This window comes from Agrobacterium bohemicum (assembly GCF_002896715.1).
Taxonomy (GTDB): domain Bacteria; phylum Pseudomonadota; class Alphaproteobacteria; order Rhizobiales; family Rhizobiaceae; genus Agrobacterium; species Agrobacterium bohemicum.
Map to the genome: position 1 here is coordinate 27,229 of NZ_PGEL01000025.1, position 20,519 is coordinate 47,747.

A 20,519-nucleotide genomic window follows, 5' to 3' on the forward strand; every position below is an offset into this window, starting at 1 on the left:
GCCGTTATGCAGCTTTGCGGCTAGCGCCGAAAAACGCGATTGCCGCGAGGGCAACACTGGCCNAAACATTCCAGCCTGCAAATGACAGGCCGAGAACCCGTAGCGCGGCGTCATTGCAGGACGGTGGTTTCACCGCGTTGAGATCACTCAGCAAGCTTCCAGCATTGGTAGTGATGGAAGGCGCTCCGGTCGAGCAGGTGATGGGTCCGGGCCAAAAGCCCCATTCCACACCAGAGTGGTAAACGCCAAGACCAGCGCCAATCAGCATCGCAAGTCCGATTAAAACAAGCGCCGATCGTGTCAGCCACACTGGGAGCCTAAAAAGACTCGCGGCAATCGCCAGAATGCCGACAGGTATTGCGTAATAATACGGATCTCGCTGCAAAAGGCACAGGGCGCAAGGCGTGTAACCGCCAATATGCTGAAAGCCGAGTGCCGAGCCAACGGTAAGGATCATTCCCAAAGTCACAGCGATAGCCGAGATGCTGCGGGTCTTTTCTGCGGAAACTGCACTTGCCATGGTCTGTCCTTCACATTCGACGAAAAATTTTAAAGTACCGGATCAGGTGGAAAACGAGGCGGTAAGCGACGCTGTCAAAATCGCCGCTCAATGCCTCTAATCCAGTCTCATCCTGCTTGCAAATCCTTCGTTCACTGTGAATGCTTCAGCAGAAAGCAAAGTTTTGCAAAAATGAAAATTTTCTCGAAAATCTATTGACCTTGCCTGGTCGGTTCGTATAGTCCGCCGCATACCAAGGAATAAGATTCCAGAGTTGCCCCTTTGGCGGAATTGGTAGACGCGCCTGACTCAAAATCAGGTTCCGCGAGGAGTGCTGGTTCGATTCCGGCAAGGGGCACCACTAGCTTTCCAAATACATTAAAATCATTGCGTTTTATGCGCCTTTTGCCCCACCATCTGGCAACCCCTCGGCGCGTGGGACGATTTCTGTGATCTTTTGTTCTGGCATAAGCTTCGGTGTAACGTTTGCTGAACCACAAACCGAAACCTTTCGCGGTGAAGGCTTATTAAATTCGGTAACGAGGAACGCCAGAGGCGGCCTGCACTCTGGATCGAAAAGCTTGTGGACGTAGAATGTCACCGAGCGCCTTTTGTACGCTAAGAAGCTGGGTGCCTCGCTATGACACTGGGAGCTTACCGCAGATGGCTTTTCGGCCATCGCCTTTGTCTACGTTGCCGTTATGCAATTTTTGCATGGCTGCGGTGCAAGGATGTCTCTTTATTGTGCGTTTGNAAAGGGTATGTTTATCTCATCGAAGCGATGCACCTCCTCCCGCAAAGCTTCGATTTCAGGCTACCCACTCCTCCTCCCAAGGGACGCCTGTCGGAACAACGACACTCCTCCTCCCAGTCGTTGTTCGGTTCNTTTCGNAAAGCCTGCCGCACCTCCTCCCGCGGCAGGCTTTTTCGTTTTGAACCTACGGTTAGAATTTCCACTCACGCCTAGCGCTTGAAAGCAATTCTGACAATGTGAGGCCCGTAATACGGGCAGCGGATCATGTCGTNAAAATCGGTTTGCCGTTAATCCAAGTGCCTTTGACACTGTAGTGATCGTTCAAAATGACAAAATCGGCATCGTGGCCCGCTTTAAGTTGGCCCTTGTAGTGCTCAACGCCTGCTGCTTCTGCTGGGTAAAGAGTTGCCATGCGGACGGCTTCTTCGAAATCCAGGCCAAGTATCTGGTGGGCGAAAAGTACGGAAGACAGCATATCTATGTCAGCGCCGGCGAGCGTCCCATCGCTCAGTGTTAGCCGCCCGTCTTTGCGGTAAATCTGACGTCCGTTCAGTGTAAGACCGGTGAGGTCCGTACCGATGGTGGACATGGCGTCAGTGACAAGGAAAATCTTTCCGGGCCCGCGTTTGGCACGCAACGCCGCGCCCATGGATGCCGGGTGAACGTGGAAACCATCGGCAATGATGCCTGCAAAAAGGCTTCCGGTATTGAGTGCTGCGCCAACCAAACCCGGTGTGCGGNTTTCCAATGGGCTCATAGCGTTAAAAAGATGTGTTACCGCGCGCGCACCGGCTTCGGCATAGGCCTTTGCAGTCTCATAGGACGCGTTCGTGTGTCCCAAACTGACGATGAAGCCACTATCAGCAAGGGCTCTGACTTGTTCTTTTGTTGTATTCTCTGGAGCCACTGTAATCATAAGCGCATCGAAACTGTTGCCGATCGTCAGAAGACTCTGGAGATCGGCATCATCCATGGGGCGTATCAGGGCTGGGTGGTGGGTGCCTTTTCTAGCGACCGATAGATGTGGACCCTCGAGATGCAAGCCTAGAAAGCCGGGAACACCAGCCACTTTGGCATCTAGCCCAGCCTTTATCGCCGCTGCCGTGATCTCCCGGGTATCGGTTATAAGGGTCGGCAGTAGAGAAGTGGTGCCAAATTTTGCATGGGCGGCGCAAATCTGGCGAATGCCCTCGACGGACTGGTCGTCGTTCAGCATAACGCCGCCACCGCCATTTACCTGAAGATCGATAAATCCCGGAACGATAATCGCGCCATCAGTATTAATTTGTTCGGTGCCGGGTGAGAGCTCTGACATTGCGAGAATATCCGCAACCTTACCACCGTCGATCAGCAGGGCACTGTTATCATGCCACGTAAAACCGTCGAAAATCCGCGCATTCGTCAGAGCTCTGATCATAATCAGCGGGTCTCCGTGACTTTCTTGAGCGCAGCTGGGGCATCAGGGTTGAAGCCACGTGCGCGCGACCATGCTTCGACAAAGCCGTAGAATGGCACGATGAGGGCAAGAGAATCCGTGAACGGATGACCGGTTTCTACGAACGGCAAGCGGCGCGCATGGGCGGCACCATCGGCGGTAATGAAGGCAAGCGCACCNTTTTTTGCCAGCCCATCTGCGGTGCTAAGGACGGATGCCAGCGCGGCGTCACGAGCGGCAAAGGTCACGATGGGAAAGCGGCGATCCACAAGAGCGACCGGCCCGTGAAGCACTTCGGCACTGGAGTAGGCCTCGGCGTGCATTTCCGACGTTTCCTTGAATTTTAATGCGGCCTCACTGGCAATGGCCAGTGAGGGGCCTCTTCCCAGCATGAAGAGAGATTCCGCATCGCCCAGTTCGTCTGCCAGTTCGTGCCAATCCAGCGCTACCGCTTGCGCCAACTTCTTTGGCAGATGCTGTATGGACCGTTTCAATTCTTCGTCTTCTGTCCATTCCGAGAGAATGGCGAGACCTGCCAGTACGGAGTTAAAAAACGATTTGGTGGCCGCGACCGCAAGTTCCGGCCCGGCATTGATATCGACTGCATGCGCGGACGCACCCGACAACGGAGATGGTTGCGTGTTGGTCAGGGATATCGTCAGCGCGCCGGATGAGGCCGCCGCCTGGGCAAGCGCAACAATGTCGGGGCTTTTGCCGGATTGCGAAATTGAGATCGCCGCCGCCTGGTCGAGTTTCAGCGACTTGCCATAGATAGAGGCGAGCGACGGGCCTATGGAAGCCACGGCGCGGCCAGCCTGCTGCTCAATCGCATATTTCAGGAAATGGGCGGCATGATCGGAAGAGCCGCGCGCGATGGTAATCAGAAAGGCTGGGTCGCGCTCACGCAACGCCTTGCCTGCTGCCTGCAAAGCATCGTGAGAGCGGCTCAGCAAACGGCTGGCTGCTTCGGGGATTTCATTGATTTCCTGACGCATATGCGTTGACATGGGATTCTCTTTTCTGGGTTCAATCGGCATATCAGCCATCCGTCAGTGTCATTTCAGCGACGAAATCATAGGCATCACCACGATAAAGCGAACGGGTCAACTCCACCACGCGACCGGAATCCAGATAGGATATCCGTTCGATGGCAAGACCCGCAGACCCCTCCGGAACGGCCAGCAGGGCTGCGTCCTCACGGGTTACGTTGCAGGCAGAAATGCGCTGCACGGCCCGCACCGGCTTATAACCCGTGCGGTGTAACTCTGCATAAAGGGAGGTGTCGACCGCTTTCGGGTCCGGCAGGATGTCGGAGGCAAGACTTGCGCGCTCAATGGCAAGCGGCAATTCATTGGCGATGCGCAGGCGCTCCAGCCGTGCCACCATCATGTCGACTTTCAAGCCGAGCATCATCATTTCGTCCGATGACGGATGGAAGAGCCCACGGCCTAGCCATTCTGAGCGGGTGACATAACCGCGCCGCGCCATGTCCTCGGTAAATGAGGTCAGCCGTGACAAGGGCTGCTGCAGGCGCGAGACGGGTTTCATGACAAAGGTACCGGAGCCATGTTTGCGGCTCAGAAGGCCGTCCTTTACCAAATCATCGACCGCCTTGCGTACCGTTACCCGACTTACATTGGCAAATTCGGCAAGATCACGCTCTGGCGGCAGCGCTTGTCCATGGCTGAGTTTGCCGGACAGGATCGCATCCTCCAGCGATTGCCGGAGCTTCATGTAAAGCGGCCCAGACCCGCTGGATTGCAGATCGTCTGGTGAAAGAAAATGCGAAAGCGCCTCCGTCATGCGGCACCGTCCATCATATTGGCGAATGTCGCTTTGGCCAGTGCAATGGCACCCGATAGCGCGTCCTCGACCGGCGGGACGAGACGTTCCTGATGGCGAGTTGAGAGATAGGGAACATAGAGAGCGGACAAGCCTCCGAGCAGGCATAGCCTGCCGCCGTCGGTTATCTCCGATACGCGGTCGAGCGCCAAATCGATGAATGCCGCAGACTGACGAAGGATCGCCTGCGCTGCATCATCCCCNTTTGCGGCGAATTCAAACACGCGCGGTGCATACCGGCCATAATCCCCTGGTTTTGCCGCCTGGGAAAAAGCCACCATCTTGCGCGGTTCATTGCTGAATTCATCGAGAACGGCACGGGTCATCGCAGATTGAGGAGCGATACCGTCATAAGCGAGCAGGCTCTGTTGCAATGCCATCTGNCCCAGCCGGCCACCGCTTCCCAGATCGCCGAGATGATAGCCCCAGCCACCCACCGAACGAACGTCGGCACCGGTACGTGCGAGATAGATCGTGCCTGTGCCCAGAATAGCAACAGCCCCATCACCATTACCCAGTGCGCCTTGTAGCGCAATCAATCCATCAGATTCGATAACCGATTGATAAAAGGGCAGGCGTGGCAGGACATAGGCGACGGTGNTTTCGACATTATTACCCGCAAGGCCGAGATAGGCATGAGCACTCTCCACCAAGTCGGCATCGAGACCGGCGTCGATAAAAGCAGACCTTGCCGCATCCGTCATATTCAGTATCGCCGTGTCTGGCGCAGTCATGATGTTGGATGCGCCGCTTTTGCCGCGGCCGAGAATTCGGCCGGTCGCATCAGCGACTGCCGCCCGGCAACTCGTGCCGCCACCGTCGATTCCCACGAGATATCGCTGCATGAAACTGTCTCCTGCAACGAAGATACCNAAAAAATACCAATATCCAAGCCGTAAAAATTAANTTTCAATAAAAATTAATTTATTGATATTTATCAGTTGCATAACGCCAAGGTTAGCCCTTTTCGACCTGAGAAATAAATCAATTGTTAAAAGATGCTGGACAATTGGTANTTTTTTGGCATTAAATTCTTTCGCAGGGAGTTTTGAGATGAGCGCTGGCGGAACAGAAGGTTTGCACGAAAAGGCGAAGGGCCTCGACATCATGGTGCCGAGGGACGTTCTGTCGCTTTTAAGTTCGGGCCAGCAAGAAGCTGCGCAGACCGTAAATGCCGCGCATGATGCCATTGCAGCGGCTTCTGCACTCGCAGCCGATGCGATAGCGGCAGGATGTAAGCTTGTTTATGCGGGTGCGGGAAGTTCTGGCCTGATGGCAATGGCCGATGCGCTGGAACTACCAGGCACCTATGGTATCGATCGCGAGCAGATTGCGATCCTTTTTGCCGGTGGCGCCAGCAACCTGTCTGATATGCCGGGTGCACCTGAAGACGATGTTGAACAGGCGAAAGTCGACGCGGCGATAATCGGTGCTGGCGACTGTGTCGTTGCCATTACCGCCAGCGGATCGACCCCTTATGCTCTAGCTGTCGTAGAGGCGGCGCGTATAAATGGTGCCAAGATTGTGGCTGTCGCCAACAACGAAAATGCAAAAATCTTTGATGTGGCCGATGTTGCCATTCTATTGCGCACGCCACCCGAATTCGTATCAGGCTCAACCCGAATGGGGGCTGGAACTGCGCNAAAGATCGCGCTGAACATGNTTTCGACTTTGATGGCCATCCGTCTCGGCCACGTGCATGATGGCTACATGGTCAATCTGCGGGCCGACAACAAGAAACTCGTCGAACGCGCAGCCCGGATCGTATCCGGCGTGACCGGTGTGGACATAAACGAAGCTGGACGTTTGGTGGAAAAGGCGTCCGGCTCCGTGAAGATCGCGATCCTGCTTGCAGCGGGCGCGAAAACGAAGAATTCGGCTGAAACCATTCTGGAGACAAGCGGCCACAACGTTCGGCGCGCGCTTCAAATGATCAGCGAATAAGACTGGCNAAAAATCACAGTTGATGAACGCCGTGGCGTTACACCAAGAGGGAGAACCTGATGACCCGTACTATCACCAAAGTCTTGCTGCTGGGCGCAAGCCTGTTCAGCTATGCAGGCCTCGCATCTGCACAAGACGTAACGCTGACCATCGAAAGCTGGCGTAATGACGATCTGGCAATCTGGAAAGACAAGCTTATTCCCGCGTTCGAAGCCAAGAACCCCGGTATCAAGCTCGACTTCCAGCCGATGGCGCCGACTGAATACAATGCGGCGCTAAATGCCAAGCTGGAATCCGGCTCCGCTGGCGATCTCATCACCTGCCGTCCGTTCGATGCCTCACTCGAGCTTTTCAAGAAGGGCTATCTTGGCGATCTGACCAAGAACGCAGGCATGGAGAACTTCTCCGATGTCGCGAAAACCGCTTGGTCTACAGATGATGGCGCTCAAACGTTCTGCGTGCCGATGGCATCGGTTATCCATGGCTTCATCTACAACAAGGACGCTTTCGACGCGCTGAAGATCGAAGTTCCCAAGACGCAGGCGGAGTTCTTCGCCGCTCTCGACAAGATCAAGGCTGACGGCACCTATGTTCCGATGGCGATGGGTACCAAGGATTTGTGGGAAGCCGCAACCATGGGCTACCAGAATATCGGCCCGAATTACTGGAAGGGTGAGGAAGGTCGTCTCGCTTTGATCAAGGGCGATCAGAAGCTGACGGATGCCGACTGGGTCAAGCCATATGAAGTGCTGGCAAAGTGGAAAGATTATCTCGGCGACGGCTTCGAAGCCCAGACCTATCCAGACAGCCNAAACATGTTCACGCTGGGCCGCGCCGCGATCTACCCCGCTGGCTCCTGGGAAATTTCCGGCTTCAACACGCAGGCACAGTTCAAGATGGGCGCGTTCCCGCCACCGGTCGAAAAGGAAGGCGATACCTGCTATATCTCCGACCATACCGACATCGGCATGGGCGTAAATGCCAAGTCCAAGCACCCAGCCGAAGCAGCGAAGTTCCTGGAGTGGGTCTCGTCTGCGGAGTTTGCCGATCTCTACGCAAACGCACTGCCTGGCTTCTTCAGCCTGAACAAGACAGCCGTAAAGATGGCTGATCCTGTTGCTCAGGAATTCGTATCCTGGCGCGAAAAGTGCAAGCCGACTATCCGTTCCACCTATCAGATCCTGTCGCGCGGTACGCCCAACCTCGAAAACGAGACATGGGTGGAATCGGCCAACGTGATCAACGGTACGGATACACCGGCTGTCGCCGCTGAGAAGCTGCAAAAGGGTCTCGACGGCTGGTATAAGCCTGCGAAGTAACTTGAGCCGGANTTATGTGCATGGCGGTTTGTAACCGCCATGCATTCTTGCCGCTCGTTTTCTAACGTTTCTATCGCCAAGTCATAAGTTTCGCGGGTATGTGCCTGCGCGGCGAAGAAGACATATTTTTTCAAGACAATTCGGACTGGTCCCATGAGCGCCGATATGACTTCAAACGATCAAAGACCGATTCGGCGGCCAGTTCGCTGGCATATCCTCGTGTTCATGCTACCGGCATTTCTGGTCTACACAGCTGTCATGATCATCCCGCTCGGCAGCACACTCTGGCTTTCTTTCTTCAACCAAGTCGATGGGCAGAAGGTGTTCGTCGGTTTGCAGAATTTCAAAACCCTGTTCGGTGAGGAGCGGTGGTCAGCAGGCTTCTGGAATGCGCTCTTCAACAACATGANTTTCTTCGTTATTCACATGCTGGTACAAAACCCAATCGGCGTTGCACTGGCAGCTTTGTTGTCGCTGCCGAAATTACGGTTTTCGGCTTTCTACCGCACTGCCATCNTTTTACCGACGCTTCTTTCCTTCGTCATCGTCGGCTTCATCTGGAAGCTTATTCTGTCGCCGCTTTGGGGTGTTGCGCCAACGCTGCTTGACCTCGTCTATCTGAAGTCACTGTTTGCGCCGTGGCTGGGCAGACCCGGTTCGGCGCTGATTGCCGTTTCGTTGATTTCGGTCTGGCAATATGTCGGCATTCCCATGATGCTTATCTATGCAGCTCTCCTGAATATTCCGGATGAGGTGATCGAGGCAGCCGAAATGGACGGCATTACTGGCTGGAGCCAGTTCTGGAAGATCAAATTGCCGCTGATCCTACCCTCCATCGGTATTATCTCCATTCTGACATTTGTCGGAAATTTCAACGCCTTCGACCTGATCTACACGGTACAGGGGGCGTTGGCCGGGCCGGATGGATCGACGGATATTCTGGGGACATTGCTCTACCGCACCTTCTTCGGTTTCCAGCTTCAGTTGGGTGATCGCTCAATGGGCGCGACCATTGCAACGGTGATGTTCCTCATCATCCTTGCTGGAGTCAGTTTCTATCTCTTCGCAATCCAGCGCCGCATGCGCCGCTATCAGTTCTGAAGGGAGAAGCAGATATGTCCAAAGCTCGGTCCTCCATCGCCCGCACGGCATCGGCCCATGCCATATTGCTTACCTATACGGCGGTCGCACTGTTTCCAGTGGCGCTGACGATCATCAATTCGTTCAAGTCGCGAAACGCGATTTTTCGTAATCCTATGCAGCCGCCGCTGCCTTCGACCTTCGATCTTGTCGGTTATACCACTGTGCTGGGGCAGGGTGATTTTGTCCACTACATGCAAAACTCGCTCATCGTCACCATTGTGTCGATTGCGCTGGTGCTTTTGTTTGGGGCGATGGCGGCATTTGCCTTGTCGGAATACCGGTTCAAAGGCAACACATGGCTCGGCCTCTACATGGCGCTGGGTATCATGATNCCCATTCGCCTGGGAACCATTGGTATCCTGCAGGGCATGGTGGCCACAGGGTTGGTCAACACGCGCACCGCTCTTATTCTGGTTTATACCGCGCAAGGCCTGCCGCTTGCGATCTTCATTCTTTCAGAATTTATGCGCACCGTGTCCGATGACCTGAAGAATGCCGGACGTATCGATGGGTTATCGGAATACAAGATTTTCTTCCGACTGGTATTACCGCTCATCCGCCCTTCCATGGCGACGGTTGCCGTCTTTACGATGATACCGATCTGGAACGATCTGTGGTTTCCGTTGATCCTGGCTCCTAGCGAAGCAACGAAAACGATCACGCTCGGCACGCAAATCTTCATCGGCCAGTTCGTGACGAACTGGAACGCCGTACTGGCGGCACTTTCACTCGCAATTGCCCCTGTTCTCGTTCTCTACACGATCTTTTCGCGGCAGTTGATCCGCGGCATCACGGCAGGAGCGGTAAAATGAGCGAACTACCCCTCAAGGTTCTGGTCGCTGGTCTCGGCAATATGGGCATGAGCCACGCGCTGTCCTATGCTGCCAATCCGGGATTTGAAATCATCGGACTCGTCAATCGCTCCAAGCCCGTTTTACCTGAGCAACTTAGTGGTTACCAAGTCCTGCCGTCCTTCGATGACGCGCTGGCGGAACTGAAACCAGACCTCTGCTCGATCAACACCTATCCAGACAGCCATGCCGCCTTTGCGATCAAAGCCATGGAGGCAGGCTGCCATGTGTTTGTTGAAAAACCGCTGGCAACGACGGTTGCCGATGCCGAGCGTGTTGTGGCCTGTGCTCGTGCGAATGGCCGCAAACTCGTCGTCGGCTATATTCTGCGTTACCATCCCTCATGGATGAAATTGATCTCACTCGCCCGAGAGCTTGGCGGCCCCTACGTATTCCGCATGAACCTCAATCAACAATCCTCCGGCAAGACGTGGGACACCCACAAGGCGCTGATGCAGACGACGCCGCCGATTGTCGATTGTGGCGTCCATTATGTCGATGTCATGTGTCAGATCACCGATGCCAAACCGGTGTCGGTTCGTGGCATGGGCCTGCGCCTCTCGGACGAGATTGCACCTGACATGTACAATTACGGCCACCTTCAGGTGACCTTCGATGACGATTCCATCGGGTGGTATGAGGCTGGCTGGGGGCCAATGATTTCGGAAACGGCGNTTTTCGTGAAAGACGTGATGTCACCTAAAGGCAGCGTATCCATAGTCATGGACCCGAACGCCAAATCCGATGACATCGACACCCATACCAAGACCTCAACGATCCGTCTGCATAAAGCTGCAACCGGGCCGGATGGCAAGTTCATGGAGCCTGACCAGTTTCTCCAAATGGAGGGCGAGCCCGGTCATCAGGAACTGTGCGATCGCGAGCAGGCCTATGTGCTTAAAGCCATCCGTGAGGATATTGATCTCAACCGACATATGACCGACGCCGTACAATCGCTGCGCATTTGCCTTGCGGCAGATGAAAGCGCGCGAACCGGCCGCATGGTGGACCTATGAATCTGGAGNAAACCCTTGGGTAATCTGACACTCAAATCCGTCGCAAAGTCCTTTGGCACCGTCGATGTGCTGAAAGGCATCGACCTGGAAGTCAAGGACGGCGAGTTCGTGATTTTCGTAGGCCCTTCGGGTTGTGGCAAGTCGACGCTGTTGCGCACCATTGCCGGGCTTGAAGATATCAGCTCTGGTGAAATCGTCATCGATGGCCGCGAAGTCTCCGCAGTACCACCTGCCAAACGCGGCATTGCGATGGNTTTCCAGTCCTATGCGCTGTATCCGCATCTGACGGTGAAGGACAATATGGGGCTCGGCCTCAAGCAAGCCGGAACGCCCAAGGACGAAATCGAGACCCGGGTTGCCAATGCATCTTCGCTGCTATCACTCGAACCCTATCTCCAAAGGCGACCCGCTGAACTGTCGGGCGGTCAGCGTCAGCGTGTTGCTATTGGCCGAGCAATCGTGCGCGAACCCACGCTGTTTCTTTTCGATGAGCCGTTATCCAACCTCGATGCGGCACTGCGCGTGCAGACGCGTCTGGAAATTGCCCGGCTGCACCGACGCCTCAAGGCGACGATGATTTATGTGACCCACGACCAAGTCGAGGCGATGACGCTAGCCGACAAGATCGTTGTGCTCAACGCCGGTCGCATCGAGCAGGTGGGCTCGCCGATGGAGCTTTATAATCGCCCTGCAAATTTGTTTGTCGCGGGTTTCATCGGGTCGCCGCAGATGAATTTCATCGATGCTGAGCGACTGGGGGAAAGCGGTTACAAGACGCTCGGCATCCGGCCCGAGCATCTGGCGCTGTCGCGTGAGAGTGGCACATGGTCCGGCAAGGTTGTGCATGTCGAGCATCTGGGTGCTGACACCATCGTTTATATCGAAAGCGACACGATTGGCCTACTGACCGTGCGTTTGTTTGGTGAGCATGCCTATGCACCTGACGATGTGGTCTTCGCCTCGCCAACGGGTGAGATGACCCACCGTTTCGGCGTTGATGGCAACGTCATCCGATGACGAACCTCCAAATCTGCCAGGGCGGTTGAGCTATGGGCGATATCCTGCTGGAAGTCTGCGTCGATGATGCCGCTGGCCTTTATGCTGCGATCGAANGGGGGGCTGACAGGATCGAGCTTTGCAGCGCACTGACCGTTGGTGGGCTTACTCCGTCTGCCGGGTTGATGAGCCTAGCCTCGCGGTCTGTTGTGCCCTGTTATGCCATGATCCGGCCGCGCGTTGGGGATTTCATCTACAGTGCCGAAGAATTGGCGGTGATGGAAGACGATATTCGATTTGCCGCTTCCTGCGGCTTGGCTGGCGTGGTGTTCGGCGCAAATCATAGCGACGGTCGACTAGACTGCGATATCTTGATGACGTTGTCCGAGGTCAGTGGTACGATGCCGCGCACGCTTCATCGCGCCTTTGATCTCGTGCCAGATATGGCCGAAGCTATCGAACTTGCGATCGACTGCGGGTTTGAAAGAGTTTTGACGTCCGGGCGCGCCATCTCCGCAGTGGAGGGTCTTGCTGACCTGAAGGCCGCTATAGGCATTGCATCCGGGCGAGTATCCATCATGCCAGGTTCGGGCGTCAATCTTGAAACAATCGACCTTTTGCTCACGGAGTTGAATGTGACAGAGGTGCATTCTTCCTGCTCGTCAAACGTCGAAGTCGATAACTCGAATGTTGTCGCTTTCGGGTTCGCGGCGCCGCGGATNAAAAAGACCGATATCGATATCGTTCGAATGCTGAAAGGACGTCTGGGTGGCTATGCCATCGCCCCAGGAAATGCGCAGTAATCGGGTTGATTTGCACCAGCAAGATGGCCGGCTCGCTTGAGCGTTGGTTGTATTGTGCGCTTTCAGATTTTAGCCGCCGCGGACCGATGCGCGCCAGATGAGTTCGGGCACGAGCTTGCTCAAGTCGCTAATCACCGTTTNCCCAGGCTGGCTGAGCCAGGCCACGGCTTCGCGAGCGATGACCTGCACTGGCTGGGCAAACGTCGTGAGGTCGTAAGATGACCATGATGCCTGCTCTATGTCATCAAAACCGATGACGCAGAGTTCTGATGGGATATCCAGCTTGAACTGATGACGAGCGGCGTCCATGAAACCGCAGGCAAGAAGATCGGTGGCGCAAAACACAGCATCCGGGCGTTTGGCGCGGGTCATGAAGCGTTGCGCAAGAACGGTGCCGCTCTGATAGGAGGTCGGGCCGAACCGTTCGACACTGACGGTGAGTCCGTGGCGCTGCCCGGCGGCCAAAAAGCCTTCCTCACGCGCCATCAGGCTTGGGGTCATGGCCTGTGAATTGGCAAAGCCAAACTCCCGGCAACCAGCGCGCAGAAAAGCGGTAAAGGCGCGGCTTGCCGCTTCGCGATCATCGAGATTGATGCGCAACGGACCCGCTTGCTCGTCGTCGCGGTTGATCAGCACAAGTCGCTGACCGTTGCGCAGACAGAGATCCGTGATCGACTTGTCTGGCATGCCCGAAAGAATGATCGAGGCATCTGCGCGGTAGCGGATCGCTTGCCTCAGCGCCAGTTCGACGCTTTCGTCGGAGCGGTCGGTATTGATCAGCATCGCTACCTTGGCATTGGCCTGCAATTGCTGGGTCAGGGCTTTGATCAACCCGGCGCGATAAGGGGTATCGAGTTCTGAGACGACCAGGCAAACGATGCCGCTCTCATTGCGCATCAATCCGCGCGCAAGGTGATTGACATGATAGCCGAGTGCATCTGCCGCCTCCATCACTTTGCGGCGGGTCTCTTCGGAAACGCTGGCGCCAGTCGTGAAGGTGCGCGAAACGGCAGACCGCGAAACTCCGGCCCGATCGGCGACGTCCTTTGCGCTTACGAAGATCTTGCGGTCGCTCATCATGGCCTCTTTNGGGGGGTATTCATGCACATCTTTGCAATTGTGTGCAACAGGATGATGACAGTCATATAACCATCTAAACAAGCAATATCGCAGATTATCGGTTGACATCACGTCTGTCATCGTGAAGTCTTTGCACACGCTTGCAAGGCGTATGACGTGGAGGCGTCATCCAAGAAACGGGAGGAACAATCATGGGCGCAGCGCATTTTGCGGCAGCTGGCTTGGCTGCTGGTCTGGCTTTCAGTGCATCGACGGCAATGGCGGCTGGCGATCTCAATCTCATCTGCTCGGCAGACGTGGTCATCTGTGAGCAGATGAAAGACATGTTCGAAAAAGAAAACCCGATCAAGGTCAACATGGTCCGCCTGTCATCTGGCGAGACCTATGCCAAGATACGCGTCGAGGCCCGCAACCCTAAGACTGATGTCTGGTGGGCTGGCACAGGTGATCCGCACCTGCAGGCCGCATCTGNAAACCTTACGCTGGAATATAAATCACCGATGCTCGACCAATTGCAGGATTGGGCGAAGAAGCAGGCGGAAAGCTCAGGCTACAAAACTGTTGGCGTTTACGCCGGTGCGCTTGGCTGGGGTTACAACACCGAGATTTTCAAGACCAAGGGATACAAGGAACCCAAGTGCTGGGCAGATCTTCTCGACCCATCCTTCAAGGGCGAGATACAGATGGCCAATCCGAATTCGTCGGGGACTGCCTATACGGCGCTGGCGTCGCTGGTCCAGATCATGGGTGAAGACAAGGCATTCGAATATCTCGGCAAGCTCAATGCCAATATTTCGCAGTACACAAAGTCCGGCTCCGCACCGGTGAAAGCTGCTGCGCGCGGTGAAACCGCAATCGGTATCGTCTTCATGCACGACGCCGTCTCGCAGACAGCCGAAGGCTTCCCGATCAAATCGATCGCGCCTTGCGAGGGTACTGGCTATGAGATCGGTTCGATGTCGATCGTCAAAGGTGCTCGCAATCTGGNAAATGCCAAGATCTGGTATGACTGGGCACTGAAGGCGGATGTGCAATCACACATGAAGGACGCCAAGTCCTTCCAGCTGCCATCGAACAAGAGCGCCGAAATCCCCAAGGAGGCACCGAAGTTCGAGGATATCAAGTTGATCGACTACGACTTCAAAACATATGGCGATCCTGAAAAGCGCAAGGAGTTGTTGGGCCGCTGGGATACCCAGATCGGCGCAAAGGCCAACTGATCCAACAGATCGGACCATTGCTGCGCGGCTCTCTTTGTTATGGCCGCGTAGCTTTCCTCCCTCGTCTAACTCGACCATCGAAGGACGTGCGACCGTCATGGACAATCGCAACCGAAGGCTAGACCTGACGCTGATTGCTGGCATTGCGGCTTTCCTCCTTTTTCCGTGGTATCGGATCGAAGGCGGCTTTCTGTCGTTCAACTGGCTCTCGGGTTTCTTCAATGATGCAGCCGATGGCCCCGGTCNTTTGCAGATTTTCGCATATGGACGGTTGTGGCTGGCGGTCGCCCTTCTGGCACTACTTGCAGCGGTTTCTGCACGCTTCATCACCAATTCGATGCTGCGCGGGACGATATTGGCTTGGGCTGGCGGCGTTGGCGTGGTCTTTCTGGCACTACAGGGGCTTGCGATTGGTTTTTCCGGTTGGAACTGGTCACTCACCGAAAACCTGTTCGGCACGCTTGCCAATGGTCAGCCGGCGATGGGCGCAGGCGCTATGCTTTCGGCCTTCCTTTTCGTTCTGATTTTTGCCTTCGGGCTTGCGGAACGTGGCGTGATGAAGGGCGACGCGTTCGTCGTCGCCACCATATCGTTGCTGGTCTTTCTGGTGGCAATCTTCGTCTTCTATCCCATCGGCAGCATGTTCGTCGGCGGCTTTCAGGATTTCGATGGCTCGTTCAACGCGTCGGGCTTCGCCCGTAATATCCAGGACCCGTCCATCTGGAGCTTGAGTTGCGTGATCGGCGGAGACCGCTGCGGACTGGCGTGGCGCACCCTGTGGCTGGCGATCATGACTGCTAGCGGCTCAACACTGCTTGGTCTGGCGTTTGCACTCGTCGCAACCCGCACCCGTTTTCCCTTCAAAAAGGGTCTGCGGTTGCTGACCGTTTTGCCGATCATCACGCCACCCTTCGTTATTGGTCTGGCGCTGACTTTGCTGTTCGGTCGCGCGGGAATGGTGACGACGGGGCTTTCAGACCTGTTCGGCATTGAACCCAGCCGTTGGCTTTACGGCCTGACGGGTATCTGGATCGCTCAGGTGCTGTCGTTTACGCCAATCTCGTTTTTGGTGCTGATCGGTGTCGTCGAAGGCGTCAGCCCTTCGATGGAAGAGGCGTCCCAGACCCTACGCGCGGATCGCTGGCGTACCTTCTGGCGTGTTTCGCTGCCGCTGATGAAACCGGGTCTGGCCAATGCGTTCTTGATCGGTTTCATCGAAAGCATGGCGGATTTCGGCAATCCTCTGGTGTTGGGCGGAAGCCACGGCGTGCTGTCTACGGAAATATTCTTCGCGGTTGTCGGCTCGCAGACCGATCCGTCACGCGCTGCCGTGCTTGCTCTCATCCTTCTCTGCTTCACGCTATCGGCGTTTCTGGCACAGCGNTTTTTGGCTGGCGGGCAAGAACTTTGCCACTGTTACCGGCAAGGGTGATTCCGGATCACACATCGCGCTGCCGAAGTCGCTTTCCATTTTTGTCCATGCGCTGGTCATTCCTTGGATGATTTTTACCGTCGTCGTTTACGGCATGATTGCTTTCGGCGGCTTCGTCAAAACCTGGGGCCTTGATAACTCGCTGACCTTGGACCATTACGCCCGCGCCTTCTCATTCAGCCTGCGGGACGGTGGGATCGCCTGGACAGGTGTCGCCTGGAATTCGTTCTGGACGACCATGGAAATCGCCCTGATTTCAGCACCGCTGACGGCAGCGGTCGGTCTGGCAACCGCCTATGTCATCGTGCGGCAGAAATTCGCCGGGCGAGGGCTGTTCGAATTTGCACTGATGATGAGNTTTGCCATTCCCGGCACAGTGATCGGCATCAGTTACATCATGGCCTTCAACCTGCCGCCTCTGGAAATGACCGGCACGGCGCTGATCCTCGTCGCCTGCTTCGTGTTCCGCAATATGCCGGTTGGCGTGCGCGGGGGCATCGCTGCGATGAGTCAGCTCGACAAGAGCTTGGACGAAGCCTCGATGACGCTTCGTGCCAACAGTTTCCGCACCATCCGCAAGGTTANTTTGCCATTGCTGCGTCCTGCCATTACAGCCGCACTGGTCTATTCTTTCGTGCGTGCGATCACCTCGATCAGCGCAGTAATCTTTCTGGTCAGCGCGCAATACAACATGGCGACGTCCTATATCGTCGGACTGGTCGAGAATGGCGAGTACGGCGTGGCCATCGCTTATTCATCCATGCTGATCGTCGTGATGATCACTGTCATTACCGGGTTCCAGCTGCTGGTCGGCGAACGCCGGTTGCGCCGAGAAAATCGCATTCACCGCGTCGCGGCTACAGCCACCACTCAGGAGAAAACCGCATGAACCACGCCCCCGGGTCGGTCGTCCTCCAGAATATCCGCAAGCAGTTCGGTGCCTTCACAGCCATCCATGACCTGTCGTTGACGATAGAGCCTGGAACGCTTGTGACGTTGCTCGGTCCATCCGGCTGCGGCAAGACCACGACGCTGCGTATGCTGGCTGGTCTTGAACATCCGACCTCCGGTCGCATTCTGATCGGCGGCAAGGATGTGACCATGCTGCCGGCCAACGAGCGCGATGTCTCTATGGTGTTCCAGTCTTATGCGCTGTTTCCGCATATGAGCTCGCTGGACAATGTCGCTTACGGACTGGAATCGTCCGGCCTCAACCGCAAGGAAGCCCGGCAGAAGGCAGAAAACGGACTCGAACTGGTCGGACTTGCGGGTATGGGCCAGCGGCTTCCGGCCGAACTTTCCGGTGGTCAGCAGCAACGCGTCGCTGTCGCCCGGGCACTCGTTCTGGAGCCGCAAGTCTTGCTGCTGGATGAGCCACTGTCCAATCTCGATACGCGTCTTCGCCGCANGGTGCGCACCGAAATTCGCGAATTGCAGCAGCGTTTGCAGTTTACCGCGGTCTATGTGACGCACGATCAGGACGAGGCGCTGGCCGTCTCCGATCGCATCATCGTCATGAAGGATGGCCATGTGGCGCAGGAAGGATCGCCACGCGATCTCTACGAAAGCCCAGCATCTGCCTTCATCGCAGACTTCATGGGTGAGGCGAATGTTGTACCCTGCACGGTTATCGGCATAGAGGGCGATCAGGCCGTCATTCAGGTACAGGATCTTGTACATCGCGTGCCGAGCCGTGGTGTCAAGGTCGGGCCGGGCCAACTGGCGGTACGACCGAATTCCGTCACCCTGTCTCCATCGACCAAGGCGGATTTTTGCGGTCGCATCAGCAGTGCCGCGTATCTGGGCGATCATATCGAATACGAAGTCGAGACGGATGGCGGTCCGTTGTTCGTTGTCGATCCCTCGGTGGAACGACCGATTGCCCCATCAACAAATGTCGCTATTGGCTTCAAAGAGCGCGGCATCGCCATCATTTCACTATAGGCACTATTTTGAGAGATCAGTTCATGCAGTCCACACAACAGCATATCGAAGCCCGATTGAAGCTGGCACAGGAGATCGCGCTGGAAGCCGGTGCCGTGGCGCTCGACTATTTCAATAACCGCGATGCGCTGGTGATCGAGACCAAGCGTGATCCGCAGGACGTGGTGTCGATAGCTGACCGCGAAGTCGAAAACCTCATCCGCGACTGTGTCGCGCGGTCGTTTCCAGAAGACGGATTTCTGGGTGAGGAATATGGCCTGATCGCCGGTACCTCAGATTTCATCTGGGTGGTCGATCCTATTGACGGCACCAGCCCGTTCGTCAATGGTATGCCCAACTGGTGCGTTTCGATCGCAGTGCTGAGCGAAGGTGAGCCGGTGGTCGGCGTCATCAACGCGCCTTGTCACAGTGAGATTTACAGCAGTGCGCGTGGCATGGGCGCGACGCTGAATGGCAAGGTGCTGACGCTTGATGATACACGCACCATCCGCAATTCGGTCACTGGCATCGGCGCTAACAATTATGTGACGCCAGCCTTTGTTGCCAGCATGGTAGAAGACCTGCTCGCCTCCGGCGGCAACTTTATCCGCAATGGTTCCGGCGCACTCATGCTGGCCTATGTCGCGGCTGGCAGGCTGGTTGGCTACTACGAGCCTTACATGCACGCATGGGATTGCATGGCGGGTTTTTGCCTTGTCCGCGAGGCAGGCGGCTGGTTTCATCCGTTCCTGACCGAAGGGGAGCGGCTGACCAAGGGTGCGCCGGTGATTGCCGCAGCGCCGGGTGCCATCGAAGACCTCAGCCGCATCGCTGGACTGACCGGCAAGGCTGCGGCTTGNAAACAAAACGACACGACGGGATCGAGGAGAATTCCGTTTTACCAAGCAGGCCGGGTGAGGAGCCCGGAAATATCCAGGGAGGAGCTACACACATGAAACGCCTTTACGCATCCATTTTCGCGACTGCAGCCGCCGCGCTGATGTCATCCACCGCCTATGCCGCCACGGAAATTCAGTGGTGGCACGCTATGACTGGCGCCAACAACGAGGTGGTCGATAATCTCGCAAAGGAATTCAACGAGGGTCAGAAAGATTATAAGATCGTACCGGTCTTCAAAGGCACCTATCCTGAAACATTGAACGCTGGCATTGCCGCTTTCCGCGCTAAACAGCCACCCGCCATCATCCAGGTATTTGATGCGGGCAGCGGTGTCATGATGGGAGCGGAAGGTGCCATCAAACCGGCAGCGGATGTACTGAAGGCCGGTGGTTACGAGTTCGACAAGTCGAAATATCTGGCTGGTATCGTCGCCTATTATTCCAAACCCGATGGCACGATGTTGTCCTTCCCCTACAACTCGTCGTCACCGATCCTCTACTACAACAAGGACACGTTCCAGAGAGCCGGGCTCGATCCGGCAAATCCGCCAAAGACATGGCCGGAAGTGTTTGAAGCCGCTCGCAAGATCAAGAGCAGTGGTGCCTCGGCATGTGGCTTTACCTCGACATGGCTGACATGGATCCAGACGGAGAACTTTGCCGCTTGGAACAACGTGTCCTATGGCAGCAATGAGAACGGTCTCGGCGGCACAGATGTCAAGCTGGCATTCAATGCCCCGNTTTTTGTGGAGCATTTCCAGGCAATCGCCGATCTCGCCAAGGAAGGCGTTTTCCGTTACGGCGGTCGCACATCTGAAGCCAAGCAGCTGTTCATGTCAGGTGAATGCGGCATCCTGACAGAATCCTCGGGCGGGCTTGGCGACATCGTCAAAACCGGCATGAATTACGGCATCGGCCAGCTTCCCTATTACGAAGGTCATGGTCCGCAAAATACCATTCCCGGCGGCGCGAGCCTTTGGGTATTCGGAGGCAAGAGCGATGCGGAATACAAGGGCGTCGCGGAGTTCTTCAACTTCCTCTCGCAGACCAATATTCAGGCCCGGCTGCATCAGGTCTCAGGCTATATGCCGGTAACGATTGCGGCTTACGAGGAAACCAAGAAGTCCGGCTTTTATGACAAGAATCCGGGTCGTGAAACGCCGCTGCTTCAGATGATGGGCAAGCCGCCGACGGAAAATTCCAAAGGCGTACGCCTCGTCAACTTGCCGCAGGTTCGCGACATCATGAACGAGGAATTCGAGTCGATGCTGGCTGGCAAGCAGGATGCTAAGGCTGCACTCGACAAGGCGGTTGAACGCGGCAACGCCGCCATCCAGCAAGCAATCGGTAAATAAACGCCCCG

General features: G+C 55.9%; 16 protein-coding genes, 1 tRNA gene and 2 pseudogenes. 13 read left to right on the forward strand and 6 right to left on the reverse strand.

The genetic code is table 11. The features are described 5' to 3' along the window. Positions 1–4 precede the first annotated feature (4 nt). Complete coding sequence (locus tag CUC55_RS12265) at positions 5–520, reverse strand: disulfide bond formation protein B (RefSeq protein ID WP_103088038.1); 516 nt, start codon at positions 518–520, stop codon at positions 5–7. Between the two features lie 255 nt (positions 521–775). On the opposite strand from CUC55_RS12265, the gene CUC55_RS12270 reads away from it, so the two are divergent. Beyond that, positions 776–860 (forward strand) — tRNA-Leu (locus CUC55_RS12270). A 655-nt stretch (positions 861–1,515) separates the two neighbouring features. Here CUC55_RS12270 and nagA read toward each other — a convergent pair. The 4 genes from nagA to CUC55_RS12290 form a co-directional block, all read right to left on the reverse strand. Beyond that, a complete protein-coding gene (nagA, locus tag CUC55_RS12275) occupies positions 1,516–2,670 on the reverse strand; it encodes an N-acetylglucosamine-6-phosphate deacetylase (RefSeq protein WP_425352825.1) in 1,155 nt (384 codons plus the stop codon). A gap of 2 nt (positions 2,671–2,672) precedes the next feature. Continuing rightward, positions 2,673–3,695, reverse strand: coding sequence for an SIS domain-containing protein (locus tag CUC55_RS12280; RefSeq protein ID WP_103088207.1), 1,023 nt, complete (start codon positions 3,693–3,695; stop codon positions 2,673–2,675). Positions 3,696–3,726: 31 nt separating this feature from the next. Continuing rightward, complete coding sequence (locus CUC55_RS12285) at positions 3,727–4,491, reverse strand: GntR family transcriptional regulator (protein WP_067647473.1); 765 nt, start codon at positions 4,489–4,491, stop codon at positions 3,727–3,729. Next, positions 4,488–5,375, reverse strand: coding sequence for a glucosamine kinase nucleotide-binding domain-containing protein (locus CUC55_RS12290; protein ID WP_103088040.1), 888 nt, complete (start codon positions 5,373–5,375; stop codon positions 4,488–4,490). Before CUC55_RS12290 ends, CUC55_RS12285 begins: the two co-directional genes overlap by 4 nt. A gap of 208 nt (positions 5,376–5,583) precedes the next feature. Here CUC55_RS12290 and CUC55_RS12295 point away from each other — a divergent pair, with 208 nt between their 5' ends. From CUC55_RS12295 to CUC55_RS12325, 7 genes are all read left to right on the forward strand, one after another. Continuing rightward, on the forward strand, positions 5,584–6,474 hold the full coding sequence (locus tag CUC55_RS12295) for an N-acetylmuramic acid 6-phosphate etherase (protein WP_103088041.1): 891 nt from the start codon (positions 5,584–5,586) through the stop codon (positions 6,472–6,474). Positions 6,475–6,533: 59 nt separating this feature from the next. After that, a complete protein-coding gene (locus tag CUC55_RS12300; protein WP_103088042.1) occupies positions 6,534–7,793 on the forward strand; it encodes an ABC transporter substrate-binding protein in 1,260 nt (419 codons plus the stop codon). A 153-nt stretch (positions 7,794–7,946) separates the two neighbouring features. Next, positions 7,947–8,894 (forward strand): carbohydrate ABC transporter permease, encoded by a 948-nt coding sequence (locus CUC55_RS12305; RefSeq protein ID WP_103088043.1) that lies wholly within the window; start codon positions 7,947–7,949, stop codon positions 8,892–8,894. 14 nt (positions 8,895–8,908) lie between these two features. Then, positions 8,909–9,748: a carbohydrate ABC transporter permease gene (locus CUC55_RS12310; protein WP_103088044.1), complete on the forward strand. Its 840-nt coding sequence runs from the start codon at positions 8,909–8,911 to the stop codon at positions 9,746–9,748. Then, the gene (locus CUC55_RS12315) at positions 9,745–10,803 is read left to right on the forward strand and encodes a Gfo/Idh/MocA family protein (protein WP_103088045.1); all 1,059 of its coding nucleotides are present in this window, start codon (positions 9,745–9,747) and stop codon (positions 10,801–10,803) included. Before CUC55_RS12310 ends, CUC55_RS12315 begins: the two co-directional genes overlap by 4 nt. A 15-nt stretch (positions 10,804–10,818) precedes the next feature. Continuing rightward, on the forward strand, positions 10,819–11,820 hold the full coding sequence (locus tag CUC55_RS12320; RefSeq protein WP_103088046.1) for an ABC transporter ATP-binding protein: 1,002 nt from the start codon (positions 10,819–10,821) through the stop codon (positions 11,818–11,820). A gap of 32 nt (positions 11,821–11,852) precedes the next feature. Continuing rightward, on the forward strand, positions 11,853–12,602 hold the full coding sequence (locus CUC55_RS12325; RefSeq protein WP_103088047.1) for a copper homeostasis protein CutC: 750 nt from the start codon (positions 11,853–11,855) through the stop codon (positions 12,600–12,602). A gap of 69 nt (positions 12,603–12,671) precedes the next feature. Here CUC55_RS12325 and CUC55_RS12330 read toward each other — a convergent pair whose 3' ends face one another. After that, positions 12,672–13,679, reverse strand: coding sequence for a LacI family DNA-binding transcriptional regulator (locus CUC55_RS12330; protein ID WP_103088208.1), 1,008 nt, complete (start codon positions 13,677–13,679; stop codon positions 12,672–12,674). Positions 13,680–13,873: 194 nt separating this feature from the next. Between CUC55_RS12330 and CUC55_RS12335 the strand changes: the two genes are divergently transcribed. The 5 genes and pseudogenes from CUC55_RS12335 (at position 13,874) to ugpB (ending at position 20,511) form a co-directional block, all read left to right on the forward strand. After that, on the forward strand, positions 13,874–14,902 hold the full coding sequence (locus tag CUC55_RS12335; protein WP_103088048.1) for an ABC transporter substrate-binding protein: 1,029 nt from the start codon (positions 13,874–13,876) through the stop codon (positions 14,900–14,902). Positions 14,903–14,999: 97 nt separating this feature from the next. After that, positions 15,000–17,223: pseudogene (locus CUC55_RS12340) on the forward strand (ABC transporter permease). After that, positions 17,220–18,278, forward strand: a complete 1,059-nt coding sequence (locus CUC55_RS12345; protein ID WP_103088049.1) for an ABC transporter ATP-binding protein — start codon at positions 17,220–17,222, stop codon at positions 18,276–18,278. The pseudogene CUC55_RS12340 and the gene CUC55_RS12345 overlap by 4 nt, the downstream one beginning before the upstream one ends. A gap of 23 nt (positions 18,279–18,301) precedes the next feature. Then, positions 18,302–19,096, forward strand: a pseudogene (locus CUC55_RS12350) (inositol monophosphatase family protein); the annotation flags it as partial. Positions 19,097–19,209: 113 nt separating this feature from the next. Beyond that, positions 19,210–20,511: a sn-glycerol-3-phosphate ABC transporter substrate-binding protein UgpB gene (gene ugpB, locus CUC55_RS12355; protein WP_103088051.1), complete on the forward strand. Its 1,302-nt coding sequence runs from the start codon at positions 19,210–19,212 to the stop codon at positions 20,509–20,511. The last annotated feature ends 8 nt before the right edge of the window (positions 20,512–20,519 follow it).

Coding starts and splice junctions, on each gene's coding strand:
- CUC55_RS12285 (WP_067647473.1), bottom strand. CDS start 4,491: ATGACGGAGGCGCTTTCGCATTTTCTTTCACCAGACGATCTGCAATCC.